Source organism: Nocardioides sp. AX2bis (assembly GCF_902506435.1).
Lineage (GTDB): Bacteria > Actinomycetota > Actinomycetes > Propionibacteriales > Nocardioidaceae > Nocardioides.
On the sequence record NZ_LR733215.1, the window covers coordinates 1,017,874 to 1,038,898 of the forward strand.

14 protein-coding genes are annotated in these 21,025 nt (G+C 70.2%); 8 read left to right on the forward strand and 6 right to left on the reverse strand.

Annotation, left to right across the window (positions count from 1 at the left end; translation table 11 throughout):
• Positions 1-5 precede the first annotated feature (5 nt).
• From GV155_RS04865 to GV155_RS04880, 4 genes are read left to right on the forward strand one after another with little or no spacing between them, the layout of a single operon-like run.
• On the forward strand, positions 6-1,031 hold the full coding sequence (locus GV155_RS04865) for an adenylate/guanylate cyclase domain-containing protein (protein WP_236554000.1): 1,026 nt from the start codon (positions 6-8) through the stop codon (positions 1,029-1,031).
• A gap of 43 nt (positions 1,032-1,074) precedes the next feature.
• Entirely contained in the window at positions 1,075-2,253 is a 1,179-nt protein-coding gene (locus tag GV155_RS04870) for a 5-(carboxyamino)imidazole ribonucleotide synthase (RefSeq protein ID WP_160005773.1), read from the forward strand.
• A 4-nt stretch (positions 2,254-2,257) separates the two neighbouring features.
• Positions 2,258-2,812 carry a 5-(carboxyamino)imidazole ribonucleotide mutase gene (gene purE / locus GV155_RS04875; protein ID WP_160005775.1) on the forward strand — a complete coding sequence of 185 codons (555 nt, stop codon included), beginning with the start codon at positions 2,258-2,260 and terminating at the stop codon, positions 2,810-2,812.
• Positions 2,787-3,956: a heparan-alpha-glucosaminide N-acetyltransferase domain-containing protein gene (locus GV155_RS04880; protein ID WP_160005777.1), complete on the forward strand. Its 1,170-nt coding sequence runs from the start codon at positions 2,787-2,789 to the stop codon at positions 3,954-3,956. Before purE ends, GV155_RS04880 begins: the two co-directional genes overlap by 26 nt.
• Positions 3,957-4,031: 75 nt before the next feature.
• Here the strand turns inward: GV155_RS04880 and GV155_RS04885 are convergent, their stop codons facing one another.
• Together GV155_RS04885 and GV155_RS04890 are read right to left on the reverse strand one after the other, a co-directional pair.
• The gene (locus tag GV155_RS04885) at positions 4,032-4,328 is read right to left on the reverse strand and encodes a hypothetical protein (protein ID WP_160005779.1); all 297 of its coding nucleotides are present in this window, start codon (positions 4,326-4,328) and stop codon (positions 4,032-4,034) included.
• Positions 4,329-4,423: 95 nt separating this feature from the next.
• On the reverse strand, positions 4,424-4,849 hold the full coding sequence (locus tag GV155_RS04890; protein ID WP_160005781.1) for a CoA-binding protein: 426 nt from the start codon (positions 4,847-4,849) through the stop codon (positions 4,424-4,426).
• Positions 4,850-4,906: 57 nt separating this feature from the next.
• On the opposite strand from GV155_RS04890, the gene GV155_RS04895 reads away from it, so the two are divergent.
• Positions 4,907-6,079 carry an acyl-CoA dehydrogenase family protein gene (locus tag GV155_RS04895; RefSeq protein ID WP_328820786.1) on the forward strand — a complete coding sequence of 391 codons (1,173 nt, stop codon included), beginning with the start codon at positions 4,907-4,909 and terminating at the stop codon, positions 6,077-6,079.
• Positions 6,080-6,751: 672 nt separating this feature from the next.
• The gene (locus tag GV155_RS04900) at positions 6,752-10,669 is read left to right on the forward strand and encodes a YobI family P-loop NTPase (RefSeq protein ID WP_160005785.1); all 3,918 of its coding nucleotides are present in this window, start codon (positions 6,752-6,754) and stop codon (positions 10,667-10,669) included.
• Between the two features lie 635 nt (positions 10,670-11,304).
• Here GV155_RS04900 and GV155_RS04905 read toward each other — a convergent pair.
• The gene (locus tag GV155_RS04905; protein WP_160005787.1) at positions 11,305-14,325 is read right to left on the reverse strand and encodes a hypothetical protein; all 3,021 of its coding nucleotides are present in this window, start codon (positions 14,323-14,325) and stop codon (positions 11,305-11,307) included.
• Positions 14,326-14,916: 591 nt separating this feature from the next.
• Between GV155_RS04905 and GV155_RS04910 the strand changes: the two genes are divergently transcribed.
• Positions 14,917-16,020 (forward strand): 3'-5' exonuclease, encoded by a 1,104-nt coding sequence (locus GV155_RS04910; protein WP_160005789.1) that lies wholly within the window; start codon positions 14,917-14,919, stop codon positions 16,018-16,020.
• Positions 16,021-16,089: 69 nt separating this feature from the next.
• On the opposite strand, the gene GV155_RS04915 is transcribed toward GV155_RS04910, so the two are convergent.
• Both GV155_RS04915 and GV155_RS04920 read right to left on the reverse strand, forming a co-directional pair.
• Positions 16,090-17,436 carry a DUF3987 domain-containing protein gene (locus tag GV155_RS04915; RefSeq protein ID WP_160005791.1) on the reverse strand — a complete coding sequence of 449 codons (1,347 nt, stop codon included), beginning with the start codon at positions 17,434-17,436 and terminating at the stop codon, positions 16,090-16,092.
• Positions 17,433-17,600 (reverse strand): hypothetical protein, encoded by a 168-nt coding sequence (locus tag GV155_RS04920; protein ID WP_160005793.1) that lies wholly within the window; start codon positions 17,598-17,600, stop codon positions 17,433-17,435. The genes GV155_RS04915 and GV155_RS04920 overlap by 4 nt, the downstream gene beginning before the upstream one ends.
• A 1,017-nt stretch (positions 17,601-18,617) precedes the next feature.
• Here GV155_RS04920 and GV155_RS04925 point away from each other — a divergent pair.
• The gene (locus GV155_RS04925) at positions 18,618-19,925 is read left to right on the forward strand and encodes a hypothetical protein (protein ID WP_160005795.1); all 1,308 of its coding nucleotides are present in this window, start codon (positions 18,618-18,620) and stop codon (positions 19,923-19,925) included.
• Between the two features lie 196 nt (positions 19,926-20,121).
• Here the strand turns inward: GV155_RS04925 and GV155_RS04930 are convergent, their stop codons facing one another.
• Positions 20,122-20,649 (reverse strand): hypothetical protein, encoded by a 528-nt coding sequence (locus tag GV155_RS04930; RefSeq protein ID WP_160005797.1) that lies wholly within the window; start codon positions 20,647-20,649, stop codon positions 20,122-20,124.
• Between the last annotated feature and the right edge of the window lie 376 nt (positions 20,650-21,025).

Sequence of the window (21,025 nt, forward strand, 5' to 3'; positions counted from 1 at the left end):
GGTCCGTGGCCCCCGACGAACCCTCCCAGGACGCTCCCGAGCTGCAGGACGACGGCCTGCCCGCGCCCGACGACCGGGTGGAGAGCGCGTTGCTGCGCGAGGAGCCGGCCTACGCCGCGGCGGAGGTCGCCGAGACCCTCGGCGTCCCGACCGCGCAGGTCCGCCGGCTGTGGCGCGCGCTGGGGCTCCCCGACCACGGCGACGCCCGGGCGTTCACCGACTCCGACGTCGCGGCCCTGGGCGACCTGGTCGGGCTGGTCGACGGCGAGATCGTCGACCTCGACCTGGCGGTCGGCACCACCCGTGCGGTCGGGCAGACGATGGCCCGGCTGGCCGACTGGCAGGTCGGCACCCTGGTGCACCGGGTGGAGGAGATCGAGGCCCGCGGCACCACCGCGCCGGCCACCGCCGCCGACGACGCCGTCCGGCTCGTGGAACGGCTGCGCGAGCCCTTCGAGGAGCTGCTGGTCTACGCCTGGCGCCGCCACCTCGCGGCCGCGGTCGGGCGGATCGAGGCGCTCGGCGCCAACGAGGAGGACCTGCACAGCACCGAGGTGACGGTCGGCTTCGCCGACATCGTCAGCTTCACCGCGCTGTCGAACCAGATCAGCCGTGAGGACGTCGGCGACCTGATCGAGCGGTTCGAGTCCCGCTGCGCCGACGTGGTCGCGCTGCAGCAGGGCCGCGTGATCAAGAGCATCGGCGACTCGGTCCTCTTCGTGAACGCCGATCCGGTCCGCGCCCTGGAGACCGCCGAGGGCATCATCAACAAGATCGGCCGTGACACCCGGATGCCCGACGTGCGCGTCGGCCTGGCCAGCGGCTCGGTCGTGCTGCGTCTCGGCGACGTGTTCGGCCCTCCGGTCAACCTGGCCGCGCGGCTGACCAACGTGGCGCGCCGCAACCGGATCATCATCGACGCCGCCACCGCCGACCAGCTGCCGGCCGACCAGTTCGAGACCCGCCGGCTGCCCGGGCGTCCGGTCCGCGGCTTCGGCATCCTCGAGCCGCTGGCGGTCTGGCGTCACTGATCCTGCGCCGGGTGCTCCCGCGGTCTCCGGATAGGGTCGCCGCGTGTCCGAGACCGCGCCCGTCCTCGCCGTCGTCGGAGGAGGCCAGCTCGCCCGGATGCTGGCCCAGCCGGCCATCGCGCTGGGCCTGCCCCTGCGCCTGCTGGCCGAGGCCGAGGGGGTGAGCGCCGCCCAGGTGATCCCCGACCACCGGGTCGGCGACCACCGCGACCTCGACGACCTGCGGGCGCTGACGGCCGGCTGCGCCGCGGTCACCTTCGACCACGAGCACGTCCCGACCGCGCACCTGCACGCGCTCGCGGCGGACGGCCTGGCCGTCCGGCCCGGGCCCGACGCGCTGGTCCACGCCCAGGACAAGGCGGTGATGCGCGCGCGGCTGACCGCGATGGGCGTGCCCTGCCCGCGGCACCTGCTGCTCGGCGAGGACGCCGGGCCCGACGACGTGGCCGCCTTCGGCTTCCCGTGCGTGCTGAAGACGACCCGTGGCGGGTACGACGGCAAGGGCGTGTGGGTGGTGCGCTCCGTCGCCGACTGCGCCGAGCCGTTCGCCGCCGCCCGGGAGAGCGGGGTCCCGCTGCTGGCCGAGGAGCTGGTCGACTTCCGGCGCGAGCTGTCGGCGCTGGTGGCCCGCTCGCCCAGCGGGCAGGCTGCGGCGTACCCCGTCGTGGCCTCGACGCAGCGGGACGGCATCTGCCACGAGGTGGTCGCCCCGGCGCCCGACCTCGACCCCGACCTGGCCGCCCACGCCCAGCAGGTCGCGCTGCGGATCGCCGGCGAGCTCGACGTGACCGGCATCCTCGCCGTGGAGCTGTTCGAGACGCGCGACGGCCAGATCCTGGTCAACGAGCTGGCCATGCGCCCGCACAACACCGGCCACTGGACCCAGGACGGGGCGGTGACCTCGCAGTTCGAGAACCACCTCCGTGCGGTGATGGACCTGCCGCTGGGCTCCCCGCAGGCCCGCGAGCGGTGGACGGTGATGGTCAACATCCTCGGCGCCCCCGAGCACGACGGGGAGCCCGTCGGCCGGCTCTGGGACGGTTTCCCGCACGCGATGGCCCGCGACCCGCGGCTGCGGGTGCACCTCTACGGCAAGGACCTGCGCCCCGGTCGCAAGGTCGGGCACGTCAACGCCTACGGCGACGACCTCGAGGACTGCCTGGAGCGGGCGCGGCACGCCGCCGCCTGGTTCCGCGGCGACCTCGGCAACGAGAGCGAGTGAGCAGATGAGCGAGCAGACCGACGCCCCCGTCGACGGGCGGGCCCGGGTGGGCATCGTGATGGGCTCGGACTCCGACTGGCCGGTGATGAAGGCGGCCGCGGAGGCGCTCGAGGAGTTCGACGTCGCCTACGAGGCCGACGTGGTCTCGGCGCACCGGATGCCCGACGAGATGCTGGCGTGGGGGCGCGGTGCCGCGGGTCGTGGGCTGTCGGTGGTGATCGCCGGCGCCGGAGGTGCGGCCCACCTGCCCGGGATGCTCGCGGCGGTCACCCCGCTGCCGGTGGTCGGCGTCCCGGTGCCGCTGCGCCACCTCGACGGCATGGACTCGCTGCTCTCGATCGTGCAGATGCCGGCCGGGGTGCCGGTGGCGACGGTCTCGATCGGTGGGGCCCGCAACGCCGGCCTGCTCGCCGTGCGGGTCCTGGCCGCCACGGACCCGGCGCTGCAGCAGCGGATGGTGGCCTTCCAGGCCGACCTGCGGACCGCGGCGCAGGCCAAGGGCGAGGCGGTGCGCGGGAGCGTACGAGGTGGTCGTGGCGGGTCGCGCGCCGGCTTCTGACCGCACCCGGACGACCGGCTCGGCGGGTCCCGGCCGCGCCGGGCGGCTGGTCGGGCTCGACGTCGCCCGCTGCATGGCCCTGCTCGGCATGGTGGCCACGCACGTGCTGCCCGCGACCGGCGTCGACGGGACGCTGACGACGACGCAGTGGCTGGCCGGCGGCCGCGCCTCGGCGCTGTTCGCGGTGCTGCTGGGCGTGTCGCTGGCGCTGGTCAGCGGCGGGTCGCGCCCGCACGCCGGCGGGTGGCTGGCCCGCGACGCCGCCGGCCTGGCGGTGCGCGCCGTGCTGGTCGCGGCGATCGGGCTGCTGCTGGGGGTGCTGGACACCGGGATCGCGGTGATCCTGACCTACTACGGGGTGGTGATGCTGCTGGCGCTGCCGTTCCTGGCGCTGCGAGCGCGGGCGCTGCTGGGCCTGGCCGTGGCCTGGGCCGTGCTGTCGCCGCTGGTCTCGCAGGTGGTGCGGCCCGAGCTGTCGCCACGGCAGTTCGAGAGCCCCGCGCCGGAGCAGCTCGAGGAGCCCGGACGGCTGCTGGGGGAGCTGCTGTTCACCGGCTACTACCCGGCGTTCTGCTGGCTGGCCTACGTGCTGCTCGGGATGGGGCTCGGCCGGCTCGACCTGCGCCCGGTCGGCACGGCGCTGCGGCTGGCGGTGGTCGGGCTGCTGGTCGCGGTCGGCGCGACGATCGCCTCGTGGGTGGCCAGCGCGGCGGTCGGGTTCACCGGCGACGACCTGGCGGCGGTCGAGGGCGGCATGTTCGGCCAGACACCGCTGGGGGAGTGGCGCTGGCTGGCCGTGGTCGCCCCGCACAGCACGACCCCGTTCGACCTGCTGCAGACCGGGGGCAGCGCGGTGCTCGTGATCGGCGGGTGCCTGCTGCTGGTCGCGGGGGTCGGCCTGGCGGGCGACGGGGCCGTCCGCGTGGTGGCCGTCGTGTTCGGGGCCGGGACGGCCACGCTGACGCTCTACGCGCTGCACGTGGTCATGCGGACCGAGCAGGTGTGGCCCGCCGAGGAGCCGGGCTCGTTCCGCTGGCACCTGCTCGTGCTGCTGTGGGCCGGGGCCCTGCTGGTCGCGCTCGGGCGGCGCGGACCGCTCGAGTGGGCCGTGGGCCTGCTGCCGCGACGGATCGCGGGCCGCTAGCCGGTCACCGGGTCGCGTGCATCATCCGGCGCGGCGCCTGGCGACGGTGCCAGGCGCATGACGTCCCGGGTGTGCTCAGGCCGCGGGGAGGTGGCCGGCCGCAGCGGAGCGCTGGACCAGGCGGGCGACCATCCGACGGACGCGGCTGGGGCGCGGCGCGGGGGCGAAGAGGTGCAGCTGGTCGGTGCGGCCCTCGCGCTCGGCGATCAGCTGCACGACGTCGCGGTCGTAGGCCGCCGCGAGCTCGTCGACCAAGTGCATCCGGTCGTCCTCGACGGCGTCGTTGATCGCCCGGGCGTAGTAGTCGTGCAGCTCGTCGACCTCCTCGACGAGGCGGCGGGTGGCGGGGACGGGGGGTGCGGTGGTGGTCATGAGACCAGTCTCCTCCGCGTGTTGGAACGATCCAAGGCGGTGACGCGGTGACCTTGGGCACGGCCGGCGCAGGCTCCGCCCGCCCGGGACCCGCGTCAGCGCCGCCGGCGCCACTCGATCGCGGGGCAGGTGTCCATCACCATCGGCACGCCCGCGGCCCGGGTCCGCTCGAAGGCGGCCTCGTCGAGGACGCCGAGCTGGAACCACACGCCCCCGGCGCCGATCGCCACGGCCTGGTCGGCGAACTCGCCGGCGGCCTCGGAGCGACGGAAGACGTCGACGACGTCCACCGGGAAGGGGATCTCGGCCAGGGTTGCGTACCCCTGCTCGCCCAGCACCGTGGCGGCCGAGGGATGCACCGGCACGATCCGCTTGCCGCGCTCCTGCAGCAGGCGCGCGATCTCGTACGCCGTCCGCGAGCGGTCGCCGGACAGGCCCACCACCGCCCACGTCGTGGTGTCGTCGAGCATCGCGCGGACGACCTCGGGGTCCTGCCAGGTGGTCGCGCCGTCGGTCTGCATCCGCTCAACCTACGGCCTGCTCGGCGCTCCGGGGGGTCCCGACCTATGCTGTTACCCGTGAGTAATGACTTTCCGCTGTACGCGCTGTCCGAGGAGCACCAGGCCATCCGGGAGGCCGTCCGGGCGATCTGCACCGACAAGGTCGCCCCCTGGGCCGCAGCGGTCGACGACGAGGCCCGCTACCCGCAGGAGGCGCACGACGCGCTGCAGGCCGCGGACTTCCACGCCCCGCACGTCCCCGAGCAGTACGGCGGTGCCGGTGCGGACGCGCTGGCCACCTGCCTGGTGATCGAGGAGGTCGCCCGCGCCGACGTGTCGGCCTCCCTGATCCCGGCGGTCAACAAGCTCGGCTCGCTCCCGGTCCAGATCGGCGGGGGCGAGGCGATCAAGGAGAAGTACCTGACCCGGCTCGCGGCCGGCCAGGGCGGGTTCTCGTACTGCCTCTCCGAGCCCGACGCCGGCTCCGACGCGGCTGCGATGAAGACCCGTGCCGTGCGCGACGGCGACGACTGGGTGCTCGACGGCGTCAAGCGCTGGATCACCAACGCGGGCGTCTCGGAGTACTACACCGTGCTCGCGGTCACCGACCCCGAGAAGCGGACCCGCGGCATCACCGCCTTCGTCGTGGAGAAGTCCGACGAGGGGGTCAGCTTCGGCGCCCCGGAGAAGAAGCTCGGCATCAAGGGCTCCCCGACCCGCGAGGTCTACTTCGACCACGTCCGCATCCCCGGGGACCGGATCATCGGCGAGGAGGGCCAGGGCTTCGACCTCGCCATGCGCACCCTCGACCACACCCGCGTCACGATCGCTGCGCAGGCCGTCGGCGTCGCGCAGGGTGCGCTCGACTACGCCCTGGAGTACGCCAAGGAGCGCCAGCAGTTCGGGAAGTCGGTCGCGGAGTTCCAGGGCATGCAGTTCATGCTCGCCGACATGGGCATGAAGGTGGAGGCCGCGCGCCAGATGACCTACGCCGCTGCCGGCCGGTCCGAGCGCAACGACGCCGACCTGACGTTCTTCGGCGCCGCGGCGAAGTGCTTCGCCTCCGACGTCGCGATGGAGGTCACCACCAACGCGGTGCAGGTGCTCGGCGGGTACGGCTTCACGCGCGACTACCCGGTCGAGCGGATGATGCGCGACGCGAAGATCACCCAGATCTACGAGGGCACCAACCAGGTGCAGCGGATCGTGATGGCACGTCAACTCCTTGCGGGGGTTCAGTCAGAGCTCTGACCTGCGGTTTCCCCGCGTCCTGGCTCCGACGTCGGAGCCATTGTGCCGTAGAACTGATGCCGTGCAGTCGCCCTGGCACGGCATGAATCGGCACACCCAGGAACCGATCGGAACGGTTTGTGTGTCGGCTGTGTGACACCAGCGGATGCTCGGCACGGCCTCGCGCTGCCTCGGTTGGGCGTGACGGCGAAGCGACGTCCCTCGAGAACCAGGCAGTACCGATCCCGCTTGGGAGATGAGCGAGATGCGCTGAACGCCAGCCACCGCGCATCACTGCCCCAGCCCTCTTCTCGGCTCACCTGAGAAGAGGGCTGGACTGTTCCATCGGTCGGATCGGCTGGACAGCTGAACTTGAGACCCCGCCAAGAAATGCGCGGTCCCTGCAACGTCCCAGGCGATCTCCCACAAATGCCCTAGTCGGCCCCCCGGGGCAAAGGAGGTCGGCCGGGCGTGAGCCAACCGCGTCGAGGTTTGCGTGGCCGGTGGTGTCGGTTCCCGCACCTACACTCGCGGCCGTCGGGCTCACGGCCCGGTCCACTAGGTGGCCGCGGGCCTGTCCGAGACCGGCAAGGTCGGGAGCCGAGATACGCAACGACGTTGGGAGCAACGGTGCCTGAAACAACACCCCAGGACGGGGACGGTGCCGACGCGGTCGCGTCCGACCAGGACCGCGTGACCGGAAGCCTCGGGGTAGACGCCGCCCCAGGAAGCGTCACGTCGCCGCAGGTGCCCGCGGTGGTCGCACGGACGGGGGCGGCGGTGGAGCTTTCGTCGTTGGCACCCGAGTTCAGTGAGGCGCAGCACCAGTCCTACCTGGACCGTCTGACCGCTGCTCTGGGTGACGACCGCAACCGCAACATCGCGCTCACCGGCCGCTACGGGGCGGGCAAGTCCAGCATCCTGGGCAAGTACGTCGACGAGCATGGGGACACCACGCTGAGGCTGGCGATCTCCTCGCTCGGCCCTAACGACGAGGGCGCGTCGCTGACAAACCGGATCCAGAAAGAGGTCGTCAAGCAGCTGATCTACAGCGCCGAGCCGCGCACGCTCGAGCGCTCGCAGTTCCGAAGGCCGGTCGAGCTGCCGTGGCCGAGGGCGGCGTTGCAGGCGGCGGCGGTGCTGGTCCCGCTGGCCGTGTTGCTGGTGCTGATGGGCTGGTTGCCGGCACCTGCGGTCGCGGCGTCGGATGGCCCGCTCGCACAGGTCCTCGTTTGGCTCGTGCTGGCCGGCATCGTGCTGGCTGCAGGCACGGGCGTGCGGCTGCTGACCCATGAGAAGTTCTTCGTCTCGGACGTCGCGGCAGGTGGCGCGATGGTGAAGCTATCCGAGAAGAAGCTCACCTACTTCGACGAGTACCTCGACCTCATCGTGAACTACTTCGACTCTGAGGACATCGACGTGGTCATCTTCGAGGACCTCGACCGGTTTGACGACCCGCAGATCTTCGAGGCGCTGCGCGAGCTGAACACACTGCTGAACGGCCCCAAGCGGGGCAAGGCCCGGTCCTGGCGGCCGTTGCGGTTCGTGTACGCGGTGCGCGACAGCCTGTTCGAGCAGATCGGCGCCGAGCAGGACGATGCCGTGTCGGGCGACGGCAGTACAGGCGCCGCGGCCGGGGGTATCCCGGCCACCCCGGCCACCCCGGCCACCCCGGCCACCCCGGCCGGCTTGGGTGCGCGGGCGGCCGATGACGCGGCGAAGGCTGAGACATCGCGTGCGAACCGCACCAAGTTCTTTGAGGTCGTCATCCCCGTTGTCCCGTTCATCTCGCACCGCAACGCCCGCGACCTGCTGAAGGGCCTGCTCGAGGGTGCCGGCGTGGTTGTGGAGCGTCGCTTGATCGACCTCGTCGCTCGCCACTGCACCGACATGCGACTGCTGCGCAACATGGTCAACGAGTACCTAGTGTTCGCTGAGCGGCTTCTTCACGGCGAGAAGCAGGCGCCGGAGCTGGACGCATCGAAACTGTTCGCGCTCGTGGCTTACAAGAACTTCCACATGGACGACTTTGAGAACATCGCGCGACGCACCAGCGCCCTGGACGTCCTCTACGACGACCGCCGCGGCATCATCCGGCTCGGCGTGGAACGGCTCGAGGCCGAGAAGCGCGAGGTGCTCAAGGCCGGGGCGCGACCGGCGTCTGTGAAGCCGTTCATCCGCGAGATGACAAGGCGACTGAACGCAGTGGCGACCATGCTGCTCGAACAGAAGGGGTACTCCGACAGCGTGTTGTTCTACCGGGTCGGCGACAAGGACTACCCGACGTCCGCGGCAGCATCGGCTGCGTTCTGGGATCACGCGCTCGACACCGCTTCCATCACCTTCATGGCGCGACGGTCCGCGTACGGGGATGCGTCGTTCGGTTCACTGACGCAGGACCAGCTCGAGAAGCTCTACCCGGAACTACTTGAGGGGCGGTGGGTCGAGCGGAACGAGAAGGCTGCCCGCGCCAAGGCGGCGAAGCTCGACGCCAAGATCGCCGCCCTGCGAGGAGCCGACTTCCGTCGCCTCATCGAGGCCTCGGACAACTACACGATGCCGGAGCGCCTGGCTGGCGCCGGTGGCCCCGGCACCGTCGCGTGGGAGGCCGCCGTCGCCGCGGGCACCGCAACCGACACGCAACCCGGGACAGTGACGATGGCGGACCGCGTGCACGAGCTACTCGGTTCAGAGCTCGCGCGGGACTTGGTCCGCGGCGGGCACATCGACCTGAACTACAGCGTTTACGCCGCGCAGTTTTACGGCAACTTCGCGGGCGTTGACGTCCACACGTTCCTCATCCAGACCGAACAGACCAACAGCTCCGACATCGACTACAAGTTTCACAGCACCAACGCCGTCAAGAATCTTCTCGCCGAAGCCAGCGCCGACTTCACCAGTTCGGTCAGCGCGTTCAACACCGACGTCCTCGACTGGCTGTTGAAACACGACCAGCGCGGTGCCACCGACGTGGTCTGGCACGTGATGCAGACCAATGGCGCCAGCGAGGTAGCGCGGCGGTTCATGGCCACCTACCTGACCTCGGGGCAAGCGCGCACCGAGTTCGTAGCCCGTCTCGCGCATGAGGAGTGGCAACCGGTCTTCACCCACCTGTGCACCAGCGCCGACGTTCCCGACGACGTGCGCGCCGACCTCGTTGACGCGGCCCTGCGTGCTACCACCGCGAACGCCATCAGCGCCTTCGACACCCCTACCGACGTCGCGGGCTTCGTGCTCGGCCACTACCAGCAGATGCCGGCCTACACCGACCCCCAGGACGCCACGGTCGCGGGCGCCGCCGTCGCGCTGCTCAAGCGGGCCGACGTGCGCTTGCCGGACCTGGCCGGGCTCGACGACGACATGCTCGACCGCGTTGTGCAAGCAGACCTGTACGAGCTCAGCGCCGACAACCTGCGCCTCGCTGCACGCATCGACGGCGCCGTGAACCTCGATCGACTCCGCGACGCGGCACCGGACACCGTCTACGGCTACTGCCTGCGCAACCTCGAGCAGTACGTGGACGAAGTGGGCGGCGACGTCAGCACCAAGGCCGCCGTCGCTGACGAATCGACGCTCGCCCACGTGTTGAACACCGACGCAGGCGCCGAGTGGTCGTCTGCGCAGCAGGAGGCTCTCTTTGCTGGCGCCATGAAGACGGCCGCCCTGAGCGACATCCAGGCGGTACCCCCGGCTACATGGGAGGCACTGGCCGAAGCTCGGCTGTTCCTGGCCACCGCGAGCAATGTCGAGGCCTACCTGCACCAGATCGGCAGCATCGACACCTGCCTCGGTGAGCTGCTGACCGCTGCCGGTGCCATCACCGTCGACGCTCCCGACTCGGACTCCGCCACCGAGGCGGACGGGGGTGCGGAGGGGCGGACTCCTCCGGACGTTCGCAAGATCGCGGTCGCCGTGCTGAACGCCCGCGAAGCCATCGAGTCCACCGAGACGCGGGTCCAGCTCGCCAAGAGCCTGGGCCTGGGCACCCAGCTCGCCGCGACCGAGGTCGCCGCGGAGAACAGCGACCTGTTCGCCCGCCTCCTGCGTGCGGATCTGGTAGCCGATGACGCCGACACGTTCACACATCTCGCGACCGGCGGCTGGGGAGCGGTCAGGAACGGCATCGCGGCCTCCGCACACGTCGCGACGTTCCTGACACCAGCCCACATCGCCGGCATCGCCGGCGATGTGCTCGAAGACCGGGACACGGCCGACAAGGTCGGGCACCGCATCCTGGGCGACCTGGACTCGTACGTCCCCGACCCGGATGACTACGCCTGGACGCAGGTCGCTCAGTATGCGTCGCGGACCCGAACCACCTTGTCGTGGGCGCACCTGAAGCAGGTCGCCGCGAACAGCACGGGGCCGGCGAGGCAGACGATGCAGCTCATCCAGCTCGCCGACCCGCAGCCGCAGCACGTGCAGGACGTTCTCGCTGTCCTGTCGCATCTCGAGGAGCCGTGGTGCTACCCGTCGACGCAGGAAGTTACGCAGTTCGACGCACCCGATGACGGGCCGGCCATCGCTGTGCTCCAGTTCCTGGCGTCGCAGGCCGTGCTCAAGGTCAACAGGCCGAAGCGCAACGGGAAGCGTGCCGTCACCCTCCGGTAGGGCCCAAGGGCCCGTTCAACGGGCTGAGCGCCTCCGCCCGGCGCACCACCACCGCCGCCAGAGAGGTGGCACAGCGCAAGAGGCGTCATGCCCTGTCGGGCGTGAAGCCGACTTCGCTGCTGCCTTCGCTCGACCCGTGCCTAGACTAGGCCGTGCTCGAGGTCGTCGCCCGCACCGCTGTCCCGGATCCGTGCGGAAGGGGCCGGGTTGGGCCGGGCCGCTGGAGATGGGTCTGCCGCGCCGGCAGCCCGCCGCGGATCGGCCGTCGCCGCGGACCCCTCGGTAGCGGTCCTCGACGCGGGCCCGCGGGTGAGGGCCCGGCGTTCCCAGACGGCACCGAGGCTCGGCCACGCCGCCGGCAGTTTGGATGACGTCGCTGGCCTGGTCGGAGCCGGTGGCTACGTGGGCGTGCGCTTCCGCCAGGTCGTCAGGGGTGGCCCCGCCGCCGACGGCAAATGAGTCGGATCACACGGTCCAACTCGTCCGGCTTGCGCTTTTGTTCATCGGACCTCCTGTTTGTGGGCAGGTGTCGGCGTCCTCACCGGGACGTCGGGCTTCTTGGACGCGTCGCATGCCGACATGAGTGCTGCGGCGGCACCCTGTCAGGCAGGCCAGTGGTCAGGCAGGCCCAGTGGTCAGGCAGGTCTCGAGGTAGGGACGGTCTGGGCTTCTGTGCGCAGGCTGCCTCCGGGCCCGCGGTTGGTCCAGGACTCTAGGTAGGTGGTGGGGAACTGGGTGCGAGGCCACGCTTCGTGTGTAGCCGGCGTGCGTCGGCAGTGGATGCAGACGACGCCGTACCCGCTGGCCGCGACCTCGGGGAGCAGCACGACGTGGCTGGCGAAGCGGCGACCCTTGCAGCGACCGTGGGGGCAGCCGATGGCCTTCACGTGCGTCTTGGCCTTGTTGGCGTAGGCCAGGTAGCAGGGGCGCGTGAAGCCGCCGGACCGCTTCTGCGGCTTGACCAGTTCCCGGACCTCGGCCTCGGACCTACCGAGTGCAAGCGCGACATCGAGGACCGGGAGGCCGTGCTTCCGCGTCTCAGTGTCGACGGCGAGCAATCGGAGAGCCTCCGCGATCCAGGTCGTGTCGTCGGGCACCGCCGAGTCGCCCCAGGCCAGGTCCGGGTCCTCGTAGGTAGCCCGAAGCCGGTCGAGGTAGGCGCTGCTCGTGGTGGCCGTGGTTGCGCCGGGATCGCGCGTCAGCCATCTGTGGAGCTCCTGGCGCACGGCTGGCACCGGGTGGTCGACGAGCGCGCACTTCGCGCCGCGTGCGGTCACGCCCTCGCTCACCAGCCACGGCATGACGCGCTTGATCAGGAGCGTCTTGCGAGTCACCTGGAGCAGGTCCGCGACCTCGGTCAGGTCGCGGCCCTCCTCGAACACGTACCGCACCACCGTCTCGGCGTTGGCGAGGGTCTTGCCCGTGCGGGTCCGGACGTTCCGGATGGTGCCGGCCAGCGGCAGCCGCGCATGCCCGCCGGAGCTGAGCGGGAGCAACGCGGCGCAGGTCCACGCCAGATCCTCGCCATCCGGGCGGAGGCGCCAATCGGTGAACGTCTCGTCACACAGCCGTCCCAGGCGGGCAGGCGCCTCGCCGTTGCGCCGCGCCGATCCCTCGAGGCCGGCGACAAGGTACGCCGCCACCGAGACGTCTGCTTGGTCGTCGTGGGCGGTCGAGGCTCGCTGCTGGTCCCGATGCGCTTGCACCTTGGCCGCGATCCGGGCGATCTCGGCTTCGACATCTCGCACCCGGGTTCGGACCTCCGATGCCTGCGCGGCGTACGCCTTGGCCTCGTCATCGTCGCCTGCGCCGGCGGCAAGGGCAGCCATGGTTCGGTGCCCTTTGGCCTCGGCCTCGAGCTGGGTGAGCTCGGTGCGCTTGAGGTCGATCCTGTGCTCCCAGGTGGCCGTCTGGTCGTACGTCTGCTCCTCGGCCGGGAGTTCGGTGAGCGTCGAGATGGAACCGAGATCCGCGAGGCTCCGCACGGCCCTGTCGAGATGGGTTGCGACCGATGCTGCCAACTCGGCCAACGACCCCGTCGCCGCGATGTGGGCAGGCTTCGACTCGCCCGGCCCGAAGTAGCTCCACCCCCGGCCTGTCCTAGGGCCAGCCCCGGCGGACTCGCGGCGGAACAGGAGAATGAAGTTGGCCCGCCCAGAGAGGTTGTTGCGCGCCTCGACCCCCCACTGCGTCGGCTCGTCGTCGTACTTGGAGCCAGCCTCTGCAGGCTGAACGGTCCAGTTCGTGAAGCCTCGAAGGACCCTGCGGGTGCTGGTTCGGTGCGCCTGACCGCCGGTGGCCGCCTTGGGCGCGCGGAGCTCGCCGAGCAGCCGGGCGGCCACCTTGCGGCAGGTGTCGTCAGAAAGGCCGAACCGCGGGACCTCCCGCCCAGCATCGTCGGTCGGCCATGCCCAAGGCGCGGAGAGGATGTCGAACCAGCCGTACTCGTCGCGGTCGTCGCGGTAGGTGGCGGGGATACCGTCCAGCACGATGTTCCGGCCTCTGATGTCGTTGCGCAGGCGACGGAAGTAGCGGCCTGTGCGCAGCAGCTCCACCTTGGCGATGTAGAGCCGCGTGTCGGCGTCGAAGACGTCTGCGGGGTCCTCGCCGGCCAGGTAGCGGGCGATGTCCTGCTCGGACGGCGCGATACGGGGCCGGAAGCTGCTGCGGACGAAGAAGCTCTTGGCCGCGTCGTAGCGGGCTAGCGGGTCGTCGACGGTCTGGGCGTAGGTGTTGTCGAGGTTGGTGTGGTCCCGTCGCCTCAGCCGGCCGTCGGCCTCAAAGGCCACCATGCGCTCCGCGATGACCTGGTAGCTCTCGCCGGCGGCACCGGCGTCGTAGAGCGCCCCGAAAACGGGGATCATCGCCGGGTTGGCCTCGGGGATCAAGCCCCGGTCGCCTTCGTTTACCGGCCGGCCGTGCCTGTCCTTCTTTTGGTGCCAGCCATGCGGCATCTGCATCTCCGAGATGGCCGCACCGCCAAGCTTGCACTTCATGAGGCGCTTGCCGGTGAGCTTGCGGCGGCGGTTGGGGTCGTCGTTGCCGCCGACCAGGCCGAGGGCGCCGAGCGCGAGCTCGTCGCCCGGATTGCGCTGGTCGTAGCGCTGGCCGCCGAACACCAGTGCGATGTCGCGGTGCTTGCACTTGGTGGTGATCTGGGTCCAGTCGGCCTTATCGCGGCCGGCCCGGGTCACGTCGTCGGCCCAGCACATCTCGCGAAGCGAGGGGAAGTGGTTGAGGAGCGCCATGATCATGACGGTCACGCCGTTGAGGTCCTCGCCGTCCTGCCGAGAGATGTGCTTGAGCGTGGAGGACAGCGTGATGTTCAAGAAGACCACGCCGTCGACACAGACCACGGCCGCGATGGGGTCGGTTCCACGAGCCGTGTGGTGGAGGTCGGCCATGGTGATCCAGCTGATGCCGTACTTCGCGCCGACTTCCGGCGAGGAAGGGTCCCAGGCATCGTCAGGGAAAGCGCTGATCTTGGCGATGGCCGGGTTGTCGCCGTAGATGCTGAAGTGCGCCGCTCGCTGCGCGGCGATGCCGCCGGCGTCGCCGATGACGGAGAAGCGCACCGCGTGTCCGCTCAGGGGGCTTCCCGTGCCGAGCTTGTCGGCGAAGGGGCGATGGACCTTGCGGTCGGTGTACGTGGACAAGGAGTCCTCCTCGGGTAGGTGAGGTGCACCGTGCCGACGAGGTGACGTTGTGCAGTGGTCCGATGTAGGAGTTCTGGTCCACCGAGATGGACGATGACTTCTATAACTCGGGAACAACCCTCAAAGAGACCCATAGCGGGACCCGCTCGTCCACCTCTTGCGCAAGTCCGTCCGGAGTGAGGGTGTGCAGCCTGGCGAGCTCGGCGACGTAGCTCTGGAGGGCGGGGTGTTGTTGAGGGGAAGACATGAGGTGACCGGTCGGCGCGGGAGGGGGCTCTGCAACCGGGCGACGGGCCGGCCACGCCAAACCGGGTACGGCCGTCGGTAGCCCGCCTACAGTCGGCGCAACGTCAACACACGGGGGTCAGCATGTGGGTGCTCACGGGCCTACTCATCGCCCTGCTCGTCGTCGGCCTTGTGGTCTACGCGGTACGTCGGGTGGTCGACGGCAGCGAGACGCATCAGCGCGGGCCAGTCCCACCGACGGTGACTCCGGCTAGGCCGCCCGGGCGTACGGAACCGCGGGCTCCCAGTAACGGAAGCTCCGATCGGGACCGCATGCCCTTCGCGTCGGCGGGCATGCGCGGGGAGATGTTCACCTACGCCGGCTTGGGTGGAAGCGGACGAGAACACGCCGGCCCGTACGCCGTCATCGACTTCGAGACCACCGGTCTGTCCCCGGACCGTGGTGACCGGGTGATCGAGATCGCCGTCTCCCGTGTCGACGCCAGCGGAAGGGTGGGGGACGAGTTCGCCACACTGGTCAACCCCGAAGGTCGTGACACCGGACCGGTGTTCATCCACGGCATCAGCAACCGGGACGTGGCCAAGGCGCCGACCTTCGCCGAGATCGTTCCCGAACTGCTGGCCCGCCTTGACGGGGCGGTCGTGGTGGCCCACAACGCGCCCTTCGAGGAACGGTTCCTGACCGCCGAGCTCGCCCGGGCCGGGCACCTCGGACTCCGGATGCCTGCCCTGTGCACCCTGTGGCTCGGGCGCAAGACGTTCCAGACCCCCAACCACAAGCTCGGCACGATCGCCCGCGAGGCCGGATTGCCGCTGGTCGACAAGCACGCCGCTCTCGGCGACGTGCGCGCGGTCTCGCAGTTGCTGCCGCTGATGCTGCACAGGCACGGCAGCCCGCTGCGATTCGCATGCCCCGCCTACTCACACGGTGGCAACCTTCGCAGCGGCGTGCCGCTGCAGTTGGTGACCCGAGCGGTCGAGCTCCGCAAGGGCACCGACGGTTGGATGCACTCGCTGATGAGCCGGCTGCCCATGAGCGCCAACGACGCTGACGATTCTGCTGCCGAGGTGTACCTCGAAGCGCTTGGTGAAGTGCTCGCCGACGGCAAGATCGTCGGGGACGAGGCCAAGTCTCTTGCCCGGCTGGCTGGCGACGCCGGGATGGGAGGAGAGCAGGTCCGCGCTCTCAACGAGCGGTTCCTGGAGGCCATGCGCGAGGCCGCCCTCGCAGACGAGGTCCTGACCCCGGTCGAGCTGCGTGGGCTCAACGCGGCTGCCAGGGCCCTCAGCGTGCCGGACTACTTCGACGATCTATCGCCGACCGCGGTCGCCCCTCAGCGCCCCCGCGTGTCCGGGTCGTCCGCGGCCGCTGCGGCGAAAGGTGGACGCCGGTGCGGCCACTGCCGCGTGCCGGGGCACTACCGCTCCACCTGCCCAGAGCTCGTTTGACCCGGAGGCACGAAGAGAACGAAAGAACGAAGGAAGTCGCCGACTTCCTTCGTTCTTTCGTTTTGTTCGTCAACTGGCGATGCTCAACACCTGGCGCGGCCGCCCGCCGGTGCTCTGGGACTCGATGATCGCGAGGCCCATGTCGAGGAGCTCGAACTCGAGCGCGTCGAGCTGGTCCTTCCGCAGGTTGTTGGAAAACACGCCGTTGATCTGGGTTCGGTCCAGTCCGGTCGGTCCTGCGGCTGCGAGAGCCGTGTACAGCTTGTCCAGTCGCGGACTTCCCAGGGTGGCGCCCCAGATGTGCGCCACAGAGGCCTCGCAGTAGTCCCAGAGCGCCGCGGCCGCGCGCAGGTGCACCTCCTCGAGGGTCTCCGAGCGGTCCAGGAGCGCGTAGACCAGGGCCAGACGCAGCTGATAAGCGCTCGCGCGAGCCGTCAGCGAGTCGTAGACCATGCCGCCGCTGGGCTGCGACTCCACGACCCGGTACAGGCGGTCCCAGGCACGCGTGAAGGCCGCGCTCCGCATGATCTCGCTCCCGCCGTGAGCGAAGTCGATCGCCTCTCGAAGCCGACCGCCGAGTACACCGACGACCTGGTCGGGCAGGCGGCCCGGCTCAGGCAGGAGGCAAGTGCGGTGACTCAGCACGTGCAGGAAGCGGTTGGCGTAGCCGTTGGTCACGTCTACCGGCTTCAACAACTTCGTCAGCTCGGCGGTCGTGACCTGGCCCAGGACGGCGACATGGGCATGTTCAGCGGTCAGCGCCTGGGTCTTCGTCCTGGCGCTCAGGACGTCGCTGTCCCATGCGGACCGCAGCGTCGTTGACAGGGTGGACCCCTCCCGCCCGGCCACGGTGAGGAGGCGCGCGTACTCCTCCTCGACGACAAGTAGCCGCTGATCAGGGCTCGCGGACGACGTGGCGCCCGCCGTGCTTGATCCAACGGCCGCCTGAATCAACGCCTCGCCCGACTGGATGCCCCCGCGGATCTGTCGTTCGGTCATGAACGGAGTGGCGGTGTCTGCGGCGTCAATGACCGGACGCACCGCAGCGGCCGAGGTTCCCTTGCGGTCCCGCGCGGACCGCCCGATCACGACGCCGTACAGCAGCGGATAGTGCTTCTTGGGTCCGACGTAGACGAACGCGTTTTGGCCGGCCATCGCACTGTAGGTGACGAGCAAGGTCAGCAACATCGCCGGACCGGACGCCTCGGTCAGGGGCTCCAGCGAGTGCACGATGTCGCCGGCCAGACCGTGGTAGGCGTCCTCGGCAAGCCGGGGAACCTCGCCCCTGCGCTCCAGCCGTGCGGCAAGGCGCAGCCTGCCCAGGAGCTCGTAGGACGCATCGGTGACGGCGGGGTCTCCGGTGCCTCCCAGCTGGCCGAACGCGAAGGGTGTCGTCGGCGCCTGCTGCCCGCTCACAGCGCGCCCTCGTCACCCTGCAGGTAGGCGCGAGCGGCGACTCGGAGCAGGGACGCGAGGGAGCGGTCCTCCAGGGCGGCCCGCTGCTTCAGCGCGTCGCGGAAGTCGCGGGGGAGCCGGACGACGACGACGGCGACGTCGTCGGTGGTGGTGGTGGTCTTCACGTCGGAACCTCTCGATGATTCGGTGTGATCTTGCGCCGCAAGCGCGGCGAGACACGAAGGTCCGCGACGTGATCGCTTTGCCAATCACCCCGCGTCAGCCCACCGGCTTGTGGTGCCGACCGGTGCAGCCACAGTGCGCGAAATGGACACAACCAAAGCCAAGAAGTGCCGATGCGGCCACGACCTCGACCCGCACCAGATGGTCCTCGTCATCCAGAGCCCGCTGCCCGCGGGCGTGATGGTCTGCCCCGTCCAGGACTGCGCATGCTGGTCCACCTGGGGGATGAACCCAGACGGACGCCCATCCACACCGGAGCAGGCGGCCGCTACCCGGAGGCTCGTCGTCGACGCCCTCCGCATCAACCAGAACTGAATCGACCCCCGCACCATCGGTGCGGGGGTCTTCGTTGTGCGTGCGGCGCCGGACTAGCGCAGGTGGACATTCTCGCCATCGTCTTCGGGCCGGCGTCTGGCGATGTGGGTAGTCGAAAGAGTCCGCACGAAGCGGGGGTTCGCAATGAACCCACCCATGTCGCAGAAGACGTTGCGCAGCTCGCGTGGGCGCCCACCAGTAGGGCCGGGCCACAACAGAAGGCCCCCGCTGACGGTGGGGGCAATGGGCCCCTACCGCTGCGGTCACACCCGCTGGAGGGTCCCTGTGACACCAACATCCCAGCCGCAGTCCGCGCACGTGCGGGCCGCCAACCGCGTCTCTTCGTACGACCAAGAGACCGCACGACTCCTGCGCATCTGGGTCGACCTGACCTGGCGCGCCACCTCCGCTGCCGCACATCACAACGGCGATGCGGACGTCCTGCTAGAGCAGCAACAGTGGGTCGAAGACGCGATCTCTGACCGGCTCTCGCCGGAGGACAACCTCCTAGGCGCACTCTGGGCCTGGGAGGTGGGACTGGCCCACGAGGCATCGACGCCAGTCGCGACCTGTTTGATCTGCCGCAAGGCCAGCCTGGGCCTACCGCCGGATCTGCCGCTCCCGGCAGGCCTGGGAGGTGCCCGATGACGGTCTCCCGCATCAGCACGGACTCCTCCTCGGAGGTCACCACCGACGGCCACACCCTGGTCATCCGCGACCTGAGAGTGACCCACGCCGAGGCCGCTTCGTATGTCCGTGGCCAGCTCGACGACCACGGCCCCGAGGCCGCCGCGGACCTGGTCCGCCGAGCGCTCCCGGTAGGGCTCGTGGCACTGGCCATGGGTACTGCAGGGCTGGACACTGGCGCGCTCACGAGAACGCTGTCGGCCTTCGAGAAGACCGTCGGCGAGAAGTCCTCTGCGGCTCTCGTCGGCCTCGATGAGGCCCTCGATCGTCTCCGGGTCGGAGAAGAAGCAGTGACCCGCACAGCGGCGTCGATCCTCGACGGACTCCCGGCGCAGGTCGAGGCCGCCCTCGCGGGCCAGGCCACCAGCGTGCGAGCCAGCGTCGCCGATGCCACCCGAACGGTCCAGACCGCGGGTCTGCAGGAACTGACCACGGCACTGGGCAGGCACTCGGAGTCGGTGCGAAATGCACTCTCCCTCGATCGGGCAGACGGTCCGGTGCGGATGCTTCGCCAGGACCTCCTGGATGAGTTCGCGGGTACTCGCCGCGAGCTCGTCGAGCAGCTCTCGGGCGTACGCAGTCTCCTCGAGGCCGCGCAGGTCGCGAAGGTTGCCGGTGCGAAGAGCAGCCGCGCTGTCGGCGCAGCCAACGAGGCCGAAGCAATGACGCTCCTCGAGGGCATCGTCACCGCCGCCGGCGACCTCTTCGCGCGCGTCGGGGACGAGGCCGGAACGGGCGGCACCACCCGCCGGTCCGGCGACGGTCTGATCACCCTGAGCCCAGCCATCACCGGATCGGGCCGCCAAGTCCGCATCGTGGCTGAGGCCAAAGCCCGGACCAGGCCGATGAGCGTCCGGGCCCACCGCGACGAACTGGCGGCCGCCTGCCGGGTGCGAGACGCCGCCGGTGGCCTCACCCTGGTTCCCACCAATGAGCAGGTCCCCGGGGGAGGCGCTTTCACCCGCATCGACACCTGCGCCTACGTCGTGAGTTGCCAGGACTTGGGCACCGCGGAACTCATCTACCTACTCTTGCGCGAACAGGTCGCCTTCTTGAAGGTGCGCGCCAGCGAGGACGCCGAGGTGGACCTTGCTCAGGTCGAGGCACGTTTCGACCGAGCCCTCAGCGAGATCGGCCAGCTCGATGAAGTCGGCCGGCTCGCCGTGCAGGCCCACAAGGCCTTGGAGAAGCTGATCGCCCTCGGGCGTGAGACCCAGCAACGGGTCCGGAGCAGCCTGACCGAAGGGATCACTCTGCTGCACTGAAGAACCGGGGAGGGGCGCTACGCGCCCCTCCCCGGTTTCTGGTCTAGGTCTGCCCCTTCTACGTGCGGGCAACCCGGGGTCCTCACCCGCGCCGAAGGACGCGTCGTGGCGGCCCGAGGTGCGCCTTCGTCGCCAGGACACGAGCGGGGCGGGACGTGGCGAGCCGGGTGCATCTAGCTGGTGGGAGCCCAAGCGGTCAGGCTCGAAGATGACCGAGCGCCCGCGTCTGCTCCCACCAGTCCGCGTTGGACCGGTGCAGGCAAAGCGCCGCGTCCCATCGGAGGCCGTCGTACTCACCGAACGGGTGGTGCCCGTACTCAGCACACCGGGGGTTCGTGCTGTCCATCGTCGGTGTGTACTGCGACCCCTCGCCGCAGGTTACGCAAACCGGTTCTAGCGGTGCCGCATCATCCTCCAGCGGCCGTACCCGCTCAGCGCGGTCGGTGCCGCCCACGGCCAGCATCACGGCGGCCTGGAGGGCTGGCAGAAGCTGCCTGGCCTCCGACCGGGTAATGCTTCCGAAGCCCGACACCCGGGCGGACGCCGGGTCATCGCTCAAGGCCAGCGCGGTGACGGACGCGAGCGCCGCGCCCAGCTGAGATCCGCGGACCGCGACGATGTGGGTTCCATCGGGGGTGGGCTGATCGCTGCCGACGAGGACGACGCCGTGCCCGGGGTCTTCGACGTGGATTTCGCGGGGGCTGGAGAACCAGGAAGAACTCACGGGCGATGGGCCTTTCGGTAGAGGGCGATTGGTCATGCACCGCGCCGGGTTGGCGGGGGCTACCAGACAGTGGCGGCGAGCGCTACGGCACTGTGCTCTGGATCCGTTGAACAGCAATCGCTGCGGTGGGGAGCGTCGTGTTGTTGGTCGGTGGGTGTGCCACCGCCAGCGCCACCGAGGGCACCGAGGGCACCGAGGACGAACCCAGCCACCACGTGGACGGGCTTTGGCGGCCGGTTCAGGTCGGTCTTGCGTCCGCTTATGCCAGCGACGGCGGCCTGGAGGACCACAACAGAGTCAGCAACGGGCAGCGGCCGCAACGCCGACAACGGCAATGGCGGCGCTGGGGCTCTGAAGTGCCGCTGGCTCTCCTGAC

Coding starts and splice junctions, on each gene's coding strand:
- GV155_RS04890 (WP_160005781.1), bottom strand. CDS start 4,849: ATGCAGACCGACGGCGCGACCACCTGGCAGGACCCCGAGGTCGTCCGC.
- purE (WP_160005775.1), top strand. CDS start 2,258: ATGAGCGAGCAGACCGACGCCCCCGTCGACGGGCGGGCCCGGGTGGGC.
- GV155_RS04925 (WP_160005795.1), top strand. CDS start 18,618: ATGACGGTCTCCCGCATCAGCACGGACTCCTCCTCGGAGGTCACCACC.
- GV155_RS04885 (WP_160005779.1), bottom strand. CDS start 4,328: ATGACCACCACCGCACCCCCCGTCCCCGCCACCCGCCGCCTCGTCGAG.
- GV155_RS04910 (WP_160005789.1), top strand. CDS start 14,917: ATGTTCACCTACGCCGGCTTGGGTGGAAGCGGACGAGAACACGCCGGC.